Raw genomic sequence first — 15,377 nt, 5'->3', positions numbered from 1 at the left:
ACGTCGTGCCCGGCGGTCTCGGCGCCACGGCACTTAGCGCCCTGGCACCGCGCCTCGCTTGGGCGCAGGGGATTTGGAGCAACGCCTTCGCGCCGCTCGCAAGTGGCTGAACCCGCTTCGCGAGGAGGGACCGACGGCCCCTCCCCTCACAGCCATCCGCGCCGGTGGAACTGCCAGTACAGCACGCTGCACACGGTGGCGATGAAGCCCAGCACGGCGTAGTAGCCGTATTGCCATTTCAGCTCCGGCATGTGCTCGAAGTTCATGCCGTAGATGCCGGCGACGGCGGTCGGCACCGCGAGGATCGCGGCCCAGGCCGTGAGCCGACGGGCGATGTCGGTCTGCTGCGCCTGGCCGGCCATCATGCTGGCCTCGAACACGGAGGCGAGGATCTCGCGCAGGGAATCCGCATCCTCCTCGGCGCGCTTGGCGTGGTCGAGGACGTCGCGAAACAGCGGCGCCATCTCGGCGTCGATCGCGACGTTGTCGACATGCTCGAGCCGCTTGCAGACGTCGACCACGGGGCCGACGGCGCGGCGCAGCCGCAGCAGGTCGCGCCGCAGGCGATACAGAAGGTCGACCTCGTGGCGCGCGAGCGGCCGCTGCAGCACGACCTCCTCCAGGGTCTCGACCTCGGCCATGATGCTCTCGGTGACGGGACGATAATTGTCGACGATGAAATCGAGGATCGCATAGAGGATGTAGTCCTCGCCCTTTGCGAGCGAGCCCGGACAGCTCTCGCAGCGCTCGCGCACCGCGCCATAGGAGGTCGAGGCGCCGTGGCGCACCGAGACCACGAAGCCGGGGCCGACAAAGATGTGGGTCTCGCCGAACACGATGTGCTCCTTGACGAGCTGCGCGGTGCGGGCGACGACGAACAGCGCATCGCCATAGCGCTCGACCTTGGGCTGCTGATGCGCCTTCGACGCATCCTCGATCGCGAGCTCGTGCAGCCCGAACTGATCCGCGACGCGCTGCAGCAGCGCAGCATCAGGCTCATGCAGCCCGATCCACACCACATGGCCCGGCCGCCTGCTCCAGGCGCCGGCCTCTTCGATGGCGATGTCTGCGACGCGGCGGCCATCGGCATAGACGCTCGCCGCGACCACGCCGGGCTCGCGCGACGCGCCGCGAACCTGAACGGCCGGCGTATCGGCCGGTGTCTGCGTCGTCACGTGGCGCATCGTGCCTCCCTGCTGTCCGGTCTCAACGGATCCACGCGGTGGCGCGTTCCCGTTGCACCGGCCTGTTTCCGATTTTCGGCGCGTTGCAGCCGCCGGTCAAGCAACGCGCCGGATCAGATCGGTGCCGATACGGCTTGTTGATGATCTGTCGCTCGCCGTCATGGCGACCGGCGCGTTCCTGTGTTTTGCTCGACGCCACCGGGAGAACAGCGCTACATGATCGCCGTCGTCATCCGTGAAAGGCAGGAGTCATCGTCATGGCCACACAACGTGTCGCACTGGTCACCGCGGGCGGCAGCGGCATGGGCGCAGCGGCCGCGCGCCGGCTTGCCGCTGATGGATTCCACGTCGCGATCCTGTCGTCGTCGGGCAAGGGCGAGGCGCTGGCGGCCGAGCTCGGCGGCCTCGGCATCACCGGCTCCAACACGTCCAGCGACGATCTGAAACGCCTCGTCGACGGCGCGATGGACCGCTGGGGCCGCATCGATGTGCTCGTCAACAGCGCCGGCCACGGCCCGCGCGCGCCGATCCTGGAGCTGACCGACGAGCAGTGGCACACGGGCCTCGATACCTATCTGCTGAACGTCATCCGCCCGACACGCCTGGTGACGCCGATCATGCAGGCGCATAAGGGCGGCGCGATCATCAACATCTCGACCGCCTGGACCTTCGAACCGTCTTCGATGTTCCCGACCTCGGCGGTGTTCCGCGCCGGGCTCGCATCCTTCACCAAGATCTTCACCGACACCTACGCGGCCGACAACATCCGCATGAACAACGTGCTGCCGGGCTGGATCGACAGCCTGCCGGCGACGGAGGAGCGCCACAAGACGGTGCCGATGGGCCGCTACGGCAAGTCCGAGGAGATCGCCGCGACCATCGCCTTCCTGGCCTCCGAGGGTGCCGCCTACATCACCGGCCAGAACATCCGCGTCGACGGCGGGCTGACGCGCAGCGTGTGAGGGGCTGCGCTATTTTCTCACCAGCGTTTCCCAGTCAGGAATCGCAACCCATGCATCACGCCCGAGAACTTCGCCATAGCGAACATCGAGCGTTGCAGCGACTTCGAGATCATCGTCATCCTGAAACAGGATGATCCGGTCTCCCCTTCCCAGTTTGAGCTCATCGATCTGCTGCGCGAGATCGCTCTGGCGGTATTTGAGAAGCCAGCAGAGACCGTCATCCGTACGGGCGTCGAAATCGGTGAATATCTTGATCATGATTCAGAATCCGCACGTGGCGCTATCGATAGATCACTGCGCCAGCATCCGCCGTCAGAACATCTCGAAATATTCGCGCTGCTCCCAGTCGGAGACCTCCTGCTGGAAGCGCTCGAGCTCGGCGTTCTTGATGAAGGTGTAGTAGTCGATGAAGGTCGAACCGAACGCCTCGCGGAAGAACGCGTCGTCCTTCAGCGCATCCACCGCCTCGCGCAACGATTTCGGCAGCAGGCTCGCCTTGGTCTCATAGGGCACATCCGCCGACGGTCCCGGATCGAGCTCGCGGTCGATGCCGTCGAGGCCGGCTGATATCTGCGAGGCCATGTAGAGATAGGGGTTGGCGGCGGGCTCGCCGATGCGGTTCTCCAGCCGGGTGGCGCGATCGCCGGGGCCGCCGAGCACGCGGATCATGACGCCTCTGTTGTCGCGGCCCCAGATCGCGCGGTCCGGCGCCAGCGAATAGGCGCGGTAGCGCCGGTAGCCGTTGATCGTCGGCGTCGAAAACAGCGCGGAGGCACGCGCATGCGCGAGCAGACCCGCCATGTAGTGGCGGCCGAGCGCGGACAGACCTTCGGCATCCTCCGTCATGAAGGCGTTGCTGCCGTCGCGCGCCACCAGCGACTGGTGCAGATGCCACCCCGACGACATCACGTTGGGAATGCGCGGCCGGCACATGAAGGTGGCGTGATAGCCGTGGCGCTGGCAGATCTGCTTCACGGCGCTGCGGAACAGCACCATCGTATCCGCAGGCGCCAGCCCGATGCCCGGCTGCAGCACGAATTCGCACTGGCTCGGCCCGTATTCGAGCTCGATCGAGCGCAACGGCAGGCCCAGCGCGACGAGGTTCGCCCGGATGATCTCGAGCGCCGGCTCCATCTGATCGAAGCGCTGCTCGGTGAGGTATTGATAGCCCTGGGTCAGCAGGCTGACCGTCGGCGGCACGCCGGGCTGGCCGGGCGAGCCGGCATCACCGGGCGCGAGCCTGGGATCCTCGACCTTGAAGATGTGGCACTCGACCTCGAGGCCGGCCATGAACTGATAGCCACGCTGTTCGAGAGTCGCCAATGCCGACCGATAGAGATTGCGCGTGGCGAACGGGACCGGCGCACCGTTGGCGAAGTACAGATCACACAGCACCCAGCCGGTGCCGGACGCCCAGGGCAGCACCCGGAACGTGGTCGGATCGGCGACCATCAGCGCGTCGCTGCCGCCCTGCATCTCGGCCATGCCGAAGCCGCCGCCGGCGGTGAACACCGGAAACACGGTGCGATGCGAGGTGTCCTTGGCGAGCAGGGTCGTCGTGATCGAGCAGCCGTCCTCGAGCGAGGACAAAGCAGCATCGACAGCGAGTGTCTTGCCGCGCAGAATGCCATGCTGGTCCGGGAACGAGAAGCGGATGGTGGTGAGGCCGTGCTCCTCGGCGAGGCGGCGCATGCGCATTGCGGCCTCGGCCTGCTCGACGGTCCACAACTGATGCTTGTCGACGAAACTCAACGATGGCTCCTCAAATCGTAGGACGGGCAAAGGCGCGCTCGCGGCGCTGCCTCCGCTGTTGCGCCAGTGGACACTGCGAACGCGACGCGTCCACCGCCGCGACGGTGCGCATGAATGGTGGGCGCGCCGTCGGACGGCACGCTGCGCCGTTCCGCCGGCCTTGCCCACCCTACGGCAGCTCGGAGCAAAGGAGCTACTCCGCCGCGCTCAGATGCGGGGCCCGCCGCACGATATCCGCGGGCACCGGCGGGGCCCAGGGGGCGTTGCGGCGGCGGCGGACGTCGACTTCCATCCAATAGGTCTCCCAGCCGCGCGTCGGACCGATGCCGTCCATCGTCGCCGGGCCCTGCACGCTGCGGGCCTCGGCGGCATCGAGGAACAGCATCGGCGGCTCGCCGCTCGCGACCTTCTCGATCTGCTCGCGCAGCAGCCGGCGATATTGGATGATCGCCTTGTCGGATTGGCCCAGATGCTCGCGGGTGCGGTCCTGGATCCGGCCCATCGACTCCACCGCCCACTGGTCGTGCACGTTGATGTCGTTGCCCATGCCGGTGTAGGTCGCGGTCGCCTGCTCCCGTGGATCGAAGCCGTAGTCGTTGCTCTTGTTCTTGCGCGAGCGATAGTCGGGCAGCTCATAGAGCTCGAGCCGCTGCGCCCGCATCTTCGCCCGGTCGACCGGCGCGCCATAGCTGGTGAAGATCGCGTACCAATAGCAGCTCTCGTCATCGACCGGCACGTGCCACTGCGTGATCGTCATCTCCGTGCTCATCGGAATCACGAAGGCATGCGGGAACAGCTGATTGGTGACGCGCACGTGGGTGCGTTCGGCATCGATCTCACGCAGCGCGATGATGCGCAGGCCGTATTCGGTCCCCTCGACATTGATGATCGGACGATCGTATTCGCGCAGCACCTTGGTCATCGGCAGCTCGCTGTCGGCGGAGGCGCCGCGGAACTGCTTGCCATAGGCGGTCGACGTATCCTCGTCCTCGAAGAAGCGGTGCAGGAACGAGGCGTGCGCGGGGTCGATGCCGACCTCCAGCGCCTGCAGCCAGTTGCACTCGATCAGGCCCTTGAAGGCGAAGGTGTAGGCGTCTGGCGCGGTGAAGCAGTCGAGATCCGGGAACGCCGGGGCTGCACCGTCGCCGAGCCAGGCCCAGAGGATGCCGCCCTTCTCGACCACGGGATAGGCGCGTTGCTTGACGTTCTTGCACAGCGGCGAGCCGGCCGGTTCGGCCGGCGTCTCCAGACAATTGCCGTCGGCGTCGAACAGCCAGCCATGGAAGGCGCAACGCAACCCGCCGTTCTCCAGCCGTCCGAAGGCGAGATCTGCGCCGCGATGCGGACAATCGCGATCAAGTAGTCCGTAGCGGCCCTGCGCATCCTTGAAGAGCACGAAGTCCTGGCCGAGCAGCTTCACCGCGCGCACCGGCCGCTCGCCCGCGAGCTCATCGACCAGCGCGGCCGGCTGCCAGTACATCCTCATTAGTTTACCGGCGGGCGCGCCGGGACCGACGCGCGTGATCAGGTCGTTCTGCTCCTGGCTCATCATGATGGCCGTCTCTCCTGTTCCGTCGCAAGTCGGGCGTTGAGCGTCACGCGATCATCTAATAATGTTCGCTAGACGAACACATGTTCGCCCAGATTAGATTCGCTTTAAGTGGGGAGAAGCGCAAGTGAAAAAGCTACAACCGAAGCCGAGGGGCCAACGGACTGCAGCTTCACTGCGGCCGAAAACAACAACAGCGGATCATGTCAGGCCGATGCCGAAACTGAAGCGCACTGATGAGGAGAAGAAGCAGGCTCGGGGCGACGGCCCCGAGTTCGTGGAAGCGCTCGATCGCGGCCTGCGGGTGATACAAGCCTTCAGCCGCGAGGGCCGGCCGATGACGCTGAGCAAGGCCGCGGAACTCACCGGCCTCGCCCGCGCCACGGTGCGACGGATTCTGCTGACCCTGAAGGCCTCCGGCTTCGTCCATGGCGACGACCGGCTGTTCTCGCTGACCCCGCGCGTGCTGCTGCTGGCCTCCAGCTATCTCGCCTCCAACCAGATCAACAGCGTGATGCAGCCGTTGATGGACAACACGGCCGGCGAGGCGCGCGAGGTCTGCTCGCTCGCCGTCCTCGACGGCGAGTCGGTCGTCTTCATCGCGCGCGCGACCTCGACGCGGATGTTCTCGACGGGGCTCGAAATCGGCTATCGGCTGCCGGCGTTCTGCACGTCGGTCGGCCGCGTGTTGCTGAGCCGGATGCCGGACGATCAGTTGCGCCAGGCCGTCGAGCGCATGACGCTGACCGAGATGACGCCGCAGACGATCACCGACAAGGAAGCATTGCTCGCGTCGATCATCGCCGTCCGCGACGACGGTTACTCGCTCGTCGACGGTGAGGCGGAGCAGGGTTTCCGCTCGATTTCAGTGCCGATTCGCCGCTATGACGGCGGCATCATCGCCGCCGCCAACATCGGCGGCCACGTCGATCGCATCGGCGTCGACGAGATGAAGGAGCGCTTCCTGCCACTGCTGAAGAAGCTCGCGGCGACGGCGCAGCCTCTGCTCGTCTGATCGTCGGGGAGAGGCCTCGGCCGCCGGCGCGCTGGCTCTCGCTCGCGCATCAGGTCACGCCACCGCAACCTTCGCATCGAACTCGCGTCGCATCGAACTCGCGGCCACGAGCGCCGCTGCTCCATCCGGCAGCGACATCGCCGGGAGGCATCGTCGCGCCGCTGATCGAGCACGTCGTCCCGCCCCTCGCTGCATCGCGGATCGGCGCACTCGCCGTTCTCGTGAGAGCCGGACTTCGCGCGACACTCGTTCCGATGTCATCACCGACAGCGCGGTGCTACCAACTCATCTCCGCAGCAGCACGAGAGAGCCGGCCATCGCCGGCCACGTGAAGTTACCGGCCGCGCGAACTAATCGTTGTGGTCGCAGGCCTTGCGACGCCGCGGCCCACGCCCATTACGTGATATTATCGTGACGCCCGACCCTGTTTGCCACGATTGATGGTCCGTCCAGGTATCATCGCGCTGCATGCGATGGTGGCATGATCCGGAGCGGAAGTAGTTCGATCTCCGATCTCACGCGCGAATTGCGGACGACGCCACCAGATTGCCGCGAATGGCGCCGCAATCACGAAAGCCGAAGGCGCCGCGGCCCAAGCAGCATCGCGGGCGACCCGATCACCGCGATCATCCGACCGGCCCCCCCCGCTGCCGCGAAGAGGCGCAGGAGGAGCCAGGACACGGCTGGGGACGAGGTTGTCGGCCTGGGGCGGCGGGCGCGAGCCGCAGCACATCGTTGGACATCGGCCGCCCCTCGCGCGTAAATGGCATGCCGGGCGGACAACACCCGGACCTGCAGGTGAATGCCGTTTCCGGGGGGAAGACCCATGACTGATGCGCTGCCGCTCGTGCTGGTGCCTGGCCTGATCTCGTCGCCCCGCATCTATGCGCCTGTCATCCCGGCGCTGTGGCGGCTCGGGCCGGTGATGGTGGCCAACCACATCCGCGATGACAGCATGGCCGCGATCGCGCGCCGCATCCTGGCCGAGGCGCCGCCGCGCTTCGCGCTCGCGGGACATTCGATGGGCGGCTACATCGCGCTCGAGATCATGCGCCAGGCGCCGGAACGCGTGGGTCGGCTGGCGCTGATCAACACCCAGGCGCGGCCCGACACGCCGGAGGCGAGCGCCCGCCGCCGCACCATGATCACCCGCGCCAAGGAGGGCGACTATCACGGCGTGGTCGACGAGCTGTTCTCGGGCTTCGTGCATCCGTCGCGCCAGGATGATCCGCGGCTGCGCCAGCTCGTGCACGACATGGCCGAGGAGGTCGGCGTCATCGGCTTCATCCGGCAGCTGACGGCCATCATGTCGCGTCCGGACTCGCGGCCGACCTTGACCGCGATCCGCTGCCCGACCCTGGTGCTCACCGGCGACACCGACAACACCATCCCGAACAGCCTGTCGAAGGAGATGGCCGACGGCATCGACGGCAGCTGGCTTGTCGTGCTGGAGAATTGCGGCCACCTGCCGCAGCCCGAGCAGCCGGAGGAAACGGCGCAGGCGCTGATGGAGTGGTTGAGGGGGTGAGATGGCCATCACAGTACATTGCTGGCGTTGTGGCATCGAGGTGCCCATGCTCGATGAGAAGGAGTGGGTGGAGATCGAGCCTCTCCTGAGGAAACGGATCGACGACATCAAAGACTACCGGCGGTTGAATGAATGTACTCTCGGGCAAGCCGCCGCTGCGGTCGATAGCAAAGCGGGCGTGCTGCAGCGCTACCGTGAACTGACCGGCTTTGACGAGACGAATGCCCTTGCGATCTGGCACCATCGACGAAGTGATTTCGGTCCGGCGTGCACGTCGTGTGGAAAGCCGTTGAGAACACCCCGCGCGAAATTCTGCGCCGCCTGCGGGACGCCGGTTTCATAGCATCACCCCACGCCAACTTCGTCATTCCGGGGCATTCGCGCAGCGAATGAGCCCGGAATCCATACTCACAGGTCTTGGTGGTGGAGCGAGAGGGCCGTGTACAGAGGCACTGCGAATTTCAGCAACAGAACGTGGTTATGGATTCCGGGCTCGCGCTTCGCGCGCCCCGGAATGACGATGGAGGGAGCATCCGGATCTACGGAGTATCGCCCGGACTAGAGTGCCGTCGGACGTGTCGGCCCGGGCAAGTCAATGAGCGGCTAATACGCAGCGTGAGGCAATCTCACGCCCGCCCCTTCCCCACCCGCAGCCCATCCACGAACACATCCAACAGCCGCAGCACGCTCTGCTGCCAGCCGGTCTGGTCGTGCATGTAGCACATGCCGATCAGCGCGCGCAGGACGTCGTCGGCGCTGATGTCGCTGCGGATCTCGCCGGCCGCGACGGCACGCGCCAGCAGCGCGCCGATCGAGCGGGTGAGGTGGCCGTGCGAATAGGCCGCGAGCTCGGAGTTCGCGTTCATGACGATCGCGAGCGCGGCCATCATGCCCTTCTTGGTGGCGACGAACTGCACCGTCGAGCGCAGCCAGCGGCGGAGCGCCTCGACCGCCGACGGCTCGCTCTTCAGCTCTTCCGCAAGCTCGGCGAGTTGCTCGACCTCGCGCCGGTACACCGCTTCGAACAGATCCTCGCGGGTGGGGAAATGGCGATACAGCGTGCCGATGCCGACGCCGGCCTGGCGCGCCACCGCCTCCAGGCTGGCCTCGGCGCCGCCGACGCTGAACACCGCCTTGGCCGCCTCGAGCACGCGCTCGCGATTGCGCTGCGCATCGGCGCGCGGCTTGCGATGGCGGTCTTGTGGTTTCGTCTCCATCTCACCAGCTCTTGATGACGGACCGTTCATGTCCCCTTGCTAAACGGAGGAACCCTCCGTATAAATAGACCTGCCACCCGGGACAGCCAACCTTCCTCAGCTGTCGTCCCGCGGTCGCTGGATCTGGACGGACATTCGCCCGTAAGGCGGTGCCCGCTGCGATCCGATTAGGCCATCGCTTCGATCGGAACAACGCATGAATTGGACTGTCAGACTCACCGTCAACGGTGAGCCGCGAACGCTTGCGCTCGACGACCCCAGGGTCACCCTGCTCGACCTGCTGCGCGAGCGCCTCCACCTCACCGGCGCCAAGAAGGGCTGCGACCGCGGCCAGTGCGGCGCCTGCACCGTCCTGGTCGACGGCCGCCGCATCAATTCCTGCCTGACGCTGGCCGTCAGCCTCGACGGAGCCGCGATCACCACCATCGAAGGACTCGCGCAAGGCGACCGGCTGCACCCGGTGCAGGAAGCCTTCATCGCCCACGATGCCCTGCAATGCGGCTTCTGCACGCCCGGCCAGATCATGAGCGCGGTCGGGCTCATCAACGAAGGTCACGCCGGCAGCGATCCGGAGCGCGTGCGCGAGGGCATGAGCGGCAATCTGTGCCGCTGCAGCGCCTATGTCGGCATCGTCGAGGCGGTGCTCGACGCCCAGGCAACGCTCGCCGAGGACAAGGAGCGCGCGGCATGAACCGGTTCGACTATGTGAAGCCGTCGACGGTCGCGGAGGCGGTCGCCGCGGCCAGTGCGCCCGGCGCGGCCTATCTCGCTTCGGGCACCAATCTGCTCGATCTGATGAAGGGCAATGTCATCAGGCCGGCGCGGTTGGTCGACATCTCGCAGATCAAGGAGCTGACGCGGATCGAGACTTCAGGCAATGGCGACGTCCGGATCGGCGCGCTGGTGCGCAATGCGGACCTCGCGCATGACGCGGCCTTCGCGCGCGACTTCCCGGCGGTCGCCGAAGCGCTGCTGTCGGGCGCCTCGGCGCAGTTGCGGAATGCGGCCACCGTCGGCGGCAATCTGCTGCAGCGGACACGCTGCGCGTATTTCTATGATCCCGCCTCGGCCTGCAACAAACGCACGCCCGGCGCAGGCTGCGACGCGCGGGGCGGCGACACTCATCAGCACGCCGTGCTCGGCTGGAGCGAGGCCTGCATCGCCACCAACCCCTCGGACTTCTGCGTGCCGCTCGCTGCGCTCGATGCGATCGTCGAGATCGAAGGCGGCTCCGGCCGGCGCGAGGTCGCGCCGGAGGCGCTGCATCTCCTGCCCGGCACCACGCCGGAGCGCGAGACCGTGCTCGCGCCGGGCGAGATGATCGTCGCGGTCCGGCTGCCCGCGGCGGCGCGGGCGTTCGCAAGGCACGCACGCTATCTGAAGGTGCGCGAGCGCAATTCCTATGCGTTCGCCGTCGTCTCCGCCGCGGCCGGTCTCGTGATCGAGAACGGCGCGATCAAGCACGCACGTCTGGCGCTCGGCGGCGTCGCTGCCAGGCCGTGGCGCGCCCACCAGGCCGAAGCGCTGCTCGCAGGCCAGCCGGCTACGCCTCATACATTCCAGCAGGCTGCCGACATCGCGCTGCGCGATGCAAAGCCATCCGGCGACAACGCCCACAAGATCACTCTCGCGCGCAGCCTGATCGTGCGCGCGCTGCAAGCCGCGAGCCAAGGCACGCCGTCGCGCGTGCCGGCGCTGCCGGCCTCTCCCTTCTCCGCCGTTCCAGGAGCACTTCATGACGCCTGAGCTCAATCTCTCCCGCGATCCCGCCCATGTCAGACACGGCTCCAACGTCGGCCAGCCGCTGTCGCGCGTCGATGGCCGTGCCAAGGTCACCGGCACGGCGCGCTATGCCGCCGACAACAATCCGCCCGGCCTGCTCTATGCCGTGCTCGCCGTCTCCAGCATCGCGCGCGGCCGCGTCATCGCGCTCGACGTCGACGCCGCCAAGGCGCATCCCGGCGTGGTCGAGGTGATGACCTCCGCCAACCGGCCGCCGCTGCACGCCGATCCCGACGGCAAGCCGAACCCGTTCGCATTCCGCTTCGAGGCGCTGCAGAACGACCTTGTGCGCTACGCCAACCAGCCGATCGCGCTGGTCATTGCCGAAAGCCTGGAAGCCGCGACCGAGGGCGCCGCGCTGCTGTCGCCGCGCTACGAGGCCGAGCCGGCCCGCATCGGTCTCGATGCCGCCGACGCCTATGTGCCGCCTGTCGTCGGCATGGGTTTTCCCGCCGAGAGCCATCACGGCGATGTCGAGGCCGCGCTGGCGGGCAGCGACAAGCAGATCACCGCGATCTACGAGACCCCGCCGCATTATCACAACGCAATGGAGCCGCACGCGATCGTCGCCGAGTGGCAGGGCGACAGGCTCATCATCGACACGCCGACCCAGGGCCTGGTGATGATGCGCGGCCGCCTTGCCGAGCTGTTCGGCATCGCGCCTGAGAACATCCTGATCCGCAGCCCCTATCTCGGTGGCGGCTTCGGCGGCAAGGGCCTGATGGCCGGGCCGCAGGTCCTCGGCATTCTCGCCGCCAGGATGGTCGGCCGCCCGGTGAAGCTGGTGGCGCGGCGCGAGCAGCTCTACGGCCCGTTCGGCCATCGCTCGCCGACCCGGCAGACGCTGCAGCTCGGCGCCAGCAGCACCGGACAATTGTCGGCGATCCGTCACCACGCGAGGATCGCAACCTCCAGCTTCGAGGACTTCTACGAAGCGGCGGCGCATGTGACGCACACGCTCTATGCCGCACCGGCGATCGCGACGACCTATGACGCGGTACGCATGGACACGGGCACGCCGCTGTTCGTGCGCGCCCCCGGAATCGCGCCGGGATCGATCGCGCTGGAGAGCGCCGTCGACGAAATGGCGGAAGCCTGCGGCCTCGATCCGCTCGCCTTCCGGGTCAAGAACTACGCCGAGGTCGAGCCGGCCACGGGCAAACCGTTCTCATCCAAGGCGCTGCGCGAGTGCTACACGCAAGGCGCCGAGCGGTTCGGCTGGTGGGAGCGGCCGCTGAAGCCGCGGATGATGCGCGACAAGGACGGCTTCCTGGTCGGCTGGGGCATGGGCACGGCGACGTTCCATGCGCTGATGTTCGCGGGCCAGGCCCGCGCGGTGATCCGGCGCGACGGCACCGGCGTCGTCGAGAGCGGCGCGCACGACATGGGTCAGGGCGCCTGGACCGCCTTCGCACAGATCGCGGCAGATTCGCTCGCGCTCGAACTGGACCGGGTGACGTTCAAGGCCGGCACCTCCGACCTGCCGGATGCCGGCATCGCCGGCGGCTCGGCACATACGGCGACGGTCGGTACTGCGATCCACAATGCGGGCGCCGCCGTCATCGCCAGGCTCGCCGAGCTTGCGACATCAGACCAGCGCTCGCCGCTGTTCGGCGCCGGCAACGCCGGCGTGATCGCGCGCAACGGTCGGCTGCTTCGGCGCGACGACGAGGGCCGCGGCGAGAGCTACGCCGACATCCTCGCCCGCGCCGGCCTCGACCAGGTCGAGGGCTCCGGCAGCGGCATGCCGGACCCTGCGGCCAACGAGCAATATGCGATGCATTCACATGGCGCTGTCTTTGCGGAGGTGAAGGTCGATCCCGATCTCGGCCAGGTCAGGGTGACCCGCATGGTCGGCGCATTCGCGGCGGGGCGGATCATCAATCCGAAGCTGGTGAAGAGCCAGCTCGTCGGCGGCATGATCTGGGGCATCTCGCTGGCGCTGCACGAGGAGGCGGTCACCGATCGCCGCACCGGGCGGATCATGAATGCCAATCTCGGCGAGTATCATGTGCCGGTGAATGCCGACGTTCCGGCGATCGAGGCCTTCACGGTCGAGGAGCACGATCCGTTCGTCAACCCGCTCGGGGTCAAGGGCGTCGGCGAGATCGGCATCACCGGCTCTGCCGGGGCGGTCGCCAACGCGGTGGCGCACGCGACCGGCATTCGGATCAGGCGCTTTCCGGTGCGGATCAGCGATCTGGTCTCGCGCCAATGACATTGGCGCGTTGACGAAGCCCGTTCGAAGCAATGCCTCCGTTCTCCTGACCGAGAGCGGAGGCAGGCGACCTCGCTCCGTCTAGGCCGCCTGCCGTGCGAAGGTCCGCCTGAACCATGCCAGGAACGCCTCGCGATTTTGGCCGGGGTCGAACTCGACATGCAGCGCGTCCTTTTCACGGGCGCGAACCCGATACGGCACGCTTCCGTCGAAGCCGCTGAATTCCATGACGCCGCGATCGCCGATGCCCGGCTCGGGGTCGAACCGGAACCAGGCGCCGCCTTCGGAAATGTCCACCAGATCGGCCTTCACCGCGCCCCTGCGATCGTCGACGACCTTGATCGACAGGCTCGACTTCAACCGCGGCGACTGACGGCGATCGGCTTCGGCGGTCGCCGTCCTGACGGCCTTCACCAGCGTGGCACGGAGCGAGGTCAGGCCCGTTGCCACGGAGCCGATGGCGTTGCGCACCTCGGCGGCCCGATCATTGACCATGCCGGCGTCCCTGCCGACATTGCCGATCTTGGACGACACGTCGCGCGCCGCGCTGGCCGATGACTGGACCGAGCGGCTGATCTCCTGGGTCGCCGCGTGCTGCTCCTCCATCGCCGCGGCGATCGAGGCTGCGACCTCGTCGATCTCGGAAATCTGGCTGCCGATGCCTTCGACGACGTCGACGGTCGCCTGCGTGGTGGTCTGCACCTCGCCGATCAGGCGCGAGATCTCCTCGGTCGATTTGGCGGTCTGATCCGACAGCGACTTGACCTCGGCCGCAACCACGGCAAAGCCGCGACCGGCATCGCCGGCGCGCGCGGCCTCGATGGTGGCATTGAGCGCCAAAAGGTTGGTCTGCTCGGCAATGCCGCCGATCAGGTTGGAGACCTCGGCGATCTTGTCCACGGCCGTGGACAAGGAGAGCATCGTGTTCTTCGCCTTCTCGCGCTCGGTCACCGCCGATTTGGTGATCGTGCTGGCGCGCGCCACCTGGCTCGAGATCTCGCGGATCGCCGAGCTCAGTTGCTCGGCTGCCGACGAGACCGTCTGGGCATTGGAGAGCGACTTCTCCGAGGCTGCGGCCACCGATTGCGCATCGGTCGACAGTTCCTCGGCCAGTTTCGAGAGGCCTGCGGCGACGGCCTCGACCTGGCGCGATGCGCCGGCCGCAGCTTCGACGGACGTCTCGGTCTCGCGCTCGATCACGTCGGCCATGTCGAGCATGGCGCGCTTCTTATGCTCCTCGGCGGCCGCACGATCGCGCTCCTGCCTGTCGCGGAGGCTCGCGTTCTCGAGCGCGTTGGTCTTGAAGATGCTCAGCGCGCCCGCCATCGCGCCGATCTCATCGCCGCGTTCCGAATAGGAAATGTCGGCCGACAGATCGCCCTCGGCGATCCGCCGCATCAGCCCGGTCATGCGCGACAGCGGACGGACGACGCCGATCACCAGCCCCGACATGCCGGCGACGACCAGAGCCAGAACGATGCCGGACACGGTCCACACAATGATGGAGATGCTGCGATCCTGGGTCGCCGCCGTCGCCTCCATGTCCGAATTCAGCTTGTTCGCCTTGTCGACCAGCGTATCGATCACCGCGCGGTGGGCGGCGTAGGCTTCGGCCAGCCGGGCATAGGCGGCATCGGCCTTCGCCATGTCGCCGGAGCGCAGCGCCGGGATCAACTCGGCCTCCAGGGCCTGCCAGAATTTCCGGACCTCGCCGTCCGATCGTTCGACCAGCAGCGATTTCAGATCGGACTGCAGCGCCGAGCCGGTCCAGAACGTCTTGCGATCCTCATAGTCCTTCTTCAGTTGCGCCAGCTTCGTGACGTGCGTGTCGAGATCGTTCGGCGTCCGGAGTGCGAGGGTCGCCTCGAGATAGGCCTCGAGCACATATTCAGGTGGCGGCAGGATGTCGGCCACCAGATCATTGCCGAGCTTGATCTTGTCGTAGAGGGGCCCGCCGACCTTGAGCTCGCGAAGCGCATAGGCGCTGGTCAGCACGACCGCACCGAAGCCGAGTGCGAGCACAAGGCCAAAAGCCGCAATGAACGTGGAAATGGAGAGACGCATCTTCATGTCGGCGGCACATTCGCTGGAGGGTGGACTGCACCCGCCGTCGCCCCGCCGGAGCCCTCTCCGCTCGCTTGCATGGAGCTGGTCCGTCCGGAACGACCGG

The 15,377-nt window shown here is 67.1% G+C and carries 13 protein-coding genes; 7 read left to right on the top strand and 6 right to left on the bottom strand.

What is annotated here, in order from left to right:
• Positions 1-146: 146 nt before the first annotated feature.
• Positions 147-1,184, bottom strand: a complete 1,038-nt coding sequence (locus ACQR0U_RS13050) for a magnesium and cobalt transport protein CorA (RefSeq protein WP_434843279.1) — start codon at positions 1,182-1,184, stop codon at positions 147-149.
• Between the two features lie 257 nt (positions 1,185-1,441).
• Here ACQR0U_RS13050 and ACQR0U_RS13045 point away from each other — a divergent pair, with 257 nt between their 5' ends.
• Positions 1,442-2,146: an SDR family oxidoreductase gene (locus tag ACQR0U_RS13045; protein WP_434843280.1), complete on the top strand. Its 705-nt coding sequence runs from the start codon at positions 1,442-1,444 to the stop codon at positions 2,144-2,146.
• Between the two features lie 9 nt (positions 2,147-2,155).
• On the opposite strand, the gene ACQR0U_RS13040 is transcribed toward ACQR0U_RS13045, so the two are convergent.
• The 3 genes from ACQR0U_RS13040 to ACQR0U_RS13030 form a co-directional block, all read right to left on the bottom strand.
• On the bottom strand, positions 2,156-2,404 hold the full coding sequence (locus tag ACQR0U_RS13040) for a hypothetical protein (protein ID WP_434843281.1): 249 nt from the start codon (positions 2,402-2,404) through the stop codon (positions 2,156-2,158).
• A 54-nt stretch (positions 2,405-2,458) separates the two neighbouring features.
• Positions 2,459-3,898, bottom strand: coding sequence for a glutamine synthetase family protein (locus ACQR0U_RS13035; RefSeq protein ID WP_434843282.1), 1,440 nt, complete (start codon positions 3,896-3,898; stop codon positions 2,459-2,461).
• 193 nt (positions 3,899-4,091) lie between these two features.
• Positions 4,092-5,450 (bottom strand): aromatic ring-hydroxylating dioxygenase subunit alpha, encoded by a 1,359-nt coding sequence (locus ACQR0U_RS13030; RefSeq protein ID WP_315717885.1) that lies wholly within the window; start codon positions 5,448-5,450, stop codon positions 4,092-4,094.
• Positions 5,451-5,661: 211 nt separating this feature from the next.
• Between ACQR0U_RS13030 and ACQR0U_RS13025 the strand changes: the two genes are divergently transcribed.
• The 3 genes from ACQR0U_RS13025 (at position 5,662) to ACQR0U_RS13015 (ending at position 8,333) form a co-directional block, all read left to right on the top strand.
• A complete protein-coding gene (locus ACQR0U_RS13025; protein ID WP_315717886.1) occupies positions 5,662-6,462 on the top strand; it encodes an IclR family transcriptional regulator domain-containing protein in 801 nt (266 codons plus the stop codon).
• A gap of 826 nt (positions 6,463-7,288) precedes the next feature.
• Positions 7,289-7,990, top strand: coding sequence for an alpha/beta fold hydrolase (locus tag ACQR0U_RS13020; RefSeq protein WP_315751328.1), 702 nt, complete (start codon positions 7,289-7,291; stop codon positions 7,988-7,990).
• Between the two features lie 46 nt (positions 7,991-8,036).
• Positions 8,037-8,333 (top strand): zinc-ribbon domain-containing protein, encoded by a 297-nt coding sequence (locus ACQR0U_RS13015; protein WP_315827999.1) that lies wholly within the window; start codon positions 8,037-8,039, stop codon positions 8,331-8,333.
• A gap of 283 nt (positions 8,334-8,616) precedes the next feature.
• On the opposite strand, the gene ACQR0U_RS13010 is transcribed toward ACQR0U_RS13015, so the two are convergent.
• On the bottom strand, positions 8,617-9,207 hold the full coding sequence (locus ACQR0U_RS13010) for a TetR/AcrR family transcriptional regulator (RefSeq protein ID WP_315717889.1): 591 nt from the start codon (positions 9,205-9,207) through the stop codon (positions 8,617-8,619).
• Between the two features lie 196 nt (positions 9,208-9,403).
• On the opposite strand from ACQR0U_RS13010, the gene ACQR0U_RS13005 reads away from it, so the two are divergent.
• Genes ACQR0U_RS13005 through ACQR0U_RS12995 form a run of 3 tightly spaced genes read left to right on the top strand, consistent with a single transcriptional unit; the run spans position 9,404 to position 13,207 of the window.
• On the top strand, positions 9,404-9,898 hold the full coding sequence (locus tag ACQR0U_RS13005) for a (2Fe-2S)-binding protein (protein ID WP_434843283.1): 495 nt from the start codon (positions 9,404-9,406) through the stop codon (positions 9,896-9,898).
• Positions 9,895-10,953, top strand: a complete 1,059-nt coding sequence (locus ACQR0U_RS13000) for an FAD binding domain-containing protein (protein WP_434843284.1) — start codon at positions 9,895-9,897, stop codon at positions 10,951-10,953. The genes ACQR0U_RS13005 and ACQR0U_RS13000 overlap by 4 nt, the downstream gene beginning before the upstream one ends.
• Positions 10,943-13,207, top strand: coding sequence for a xanthine dehydrogenase family protein molybdopterin-binding subunit (locus ACQR0U_RS12995; protein WP_434843285.1), 2,265 nt, complete (start codon positions 10,943-10,945; stop codon positions 13,205-13,207). The genes ACQR0U_RS13000 and ACQR0U_RS12995 overlap by 11 nt, the downstream gene beginning before the upstream one ends.
• A gap of 81 nt (positions 13,208-13,288) precedes the next feature.
• On the opposite strand, the gene ACQR0U_RS12990 is transcribed toward ACQR0U_RS12995, so the two are convergent.
• Entirely contained in the window at positions 13,289-15,277 is a 1,989-nt protein-coding gene (locus tag ACQR0U_RS12990) for a methyl-accepting chemotaxis protein (protein ID WP_315751316.1), read from the bottom strand.
• Between the last annotated feature and the right edge of the window lie 100 nt (positions 15,278-15,377).

Origin of the sequence: Bradyrhizobium sp. HKCCYLRH3097, from assembly GCF_051167875.1 — a bacterium.
Taxonomy (GTDB): domain Bacteria; phylum Pseudomonadota; class Alphaproteobacteria; order Rhizobiales; family Xanthobacteraceae; genus Bradyrhizobium.
Note: the sequence above shows the minus strand (reverse complement) of the source record. Positions and strands in the feature narration are given on the sequence as shown.

Coding starts and splice junctions, on each gene's coding strand:
- ACQR0U_RS13050 (WP_434843279.1), bottom strand. CDS start 1,184: ATGCGCCACGTGACGACGCAGACACCGGCCGATACGCCGGCCGTTCAG.
- ACQR0U_RS13045 (WP_434843280.1), top strand. CDS start 1,442: ATGGCCACACAACGTGTCGCACTGGTCACCGCGGGCGGCAGCGGCATG.
- ACQR0U_RS13040 (WP_434843281.1), bottom strand. CDS start 2,404: ATGATCAAGATATTCACCGATTTCGACGCCCGTACGGATGACGGTCTC.
- ACQR0U_RS13030 (WP_315717885.1), bottom strand. CDS start 5,450: ATGATGAGCCAGGAGCAGAACGACCTGATCACGCGCGTCGGTCCCGGC.
- ACQR0U_RS13025 (WP_315717886.1), top strand. CDS start 5,662: ATGCCGAAACTGAAGCGCACTGATGAGGAGAAGAAGCAGGCTCGGGGC.
- ACQR0U_RS13020 (WP_315751328.1), top strand. CDS start 7,289: ATGACTGATGCGCTGCCGCTCGTGCTGGTGCCTGGCCTGATCTCGTCG.
- ACQR0U_RS13015 (WP_315827999.1), top strand. CDS start 8,037: ATGCTCGATGAGAAGGAGTGGGTGGAGATCGAGCCTCTCCTGAGGAAA.
- ACQR0U_RS13010 (WP_315717889.1), bottom strand. CDS start 9,207: ATGGAGACGAAACCACAAGACCGCCATCGCAAGCCGCGCGCCGATGCG.
- ACQR0U_RS13005 (WP_434843283.1), top strand. CDS start 9,404: ATGAATTGGACTGTCAGACTCACCGTCAACGGTGAGCCGCGAACGCTT.
- ACQR0U_RS13000 (WP_434843284.1), top strand. CDS start 9,895: ATGAACCGGTTCGACTATGTGAAGCCGTCGACGGTCGCGGAGGCGGTC.
- ACQR0U_RS12995 (WP_434843285.1), top strand. CDS start 10,943: ATGACGCCTGAGCTCAATCTCTCCCGCGATCCCGCCCATGTCAGACAC.
- ACQR0U_RS12990 (WP_315751316.1), bottom strand. CDS start 15,277: ATGAAGATGCGTCTCTCCATTTCCACGTTCATTGCGGCTTTTGGCCTT.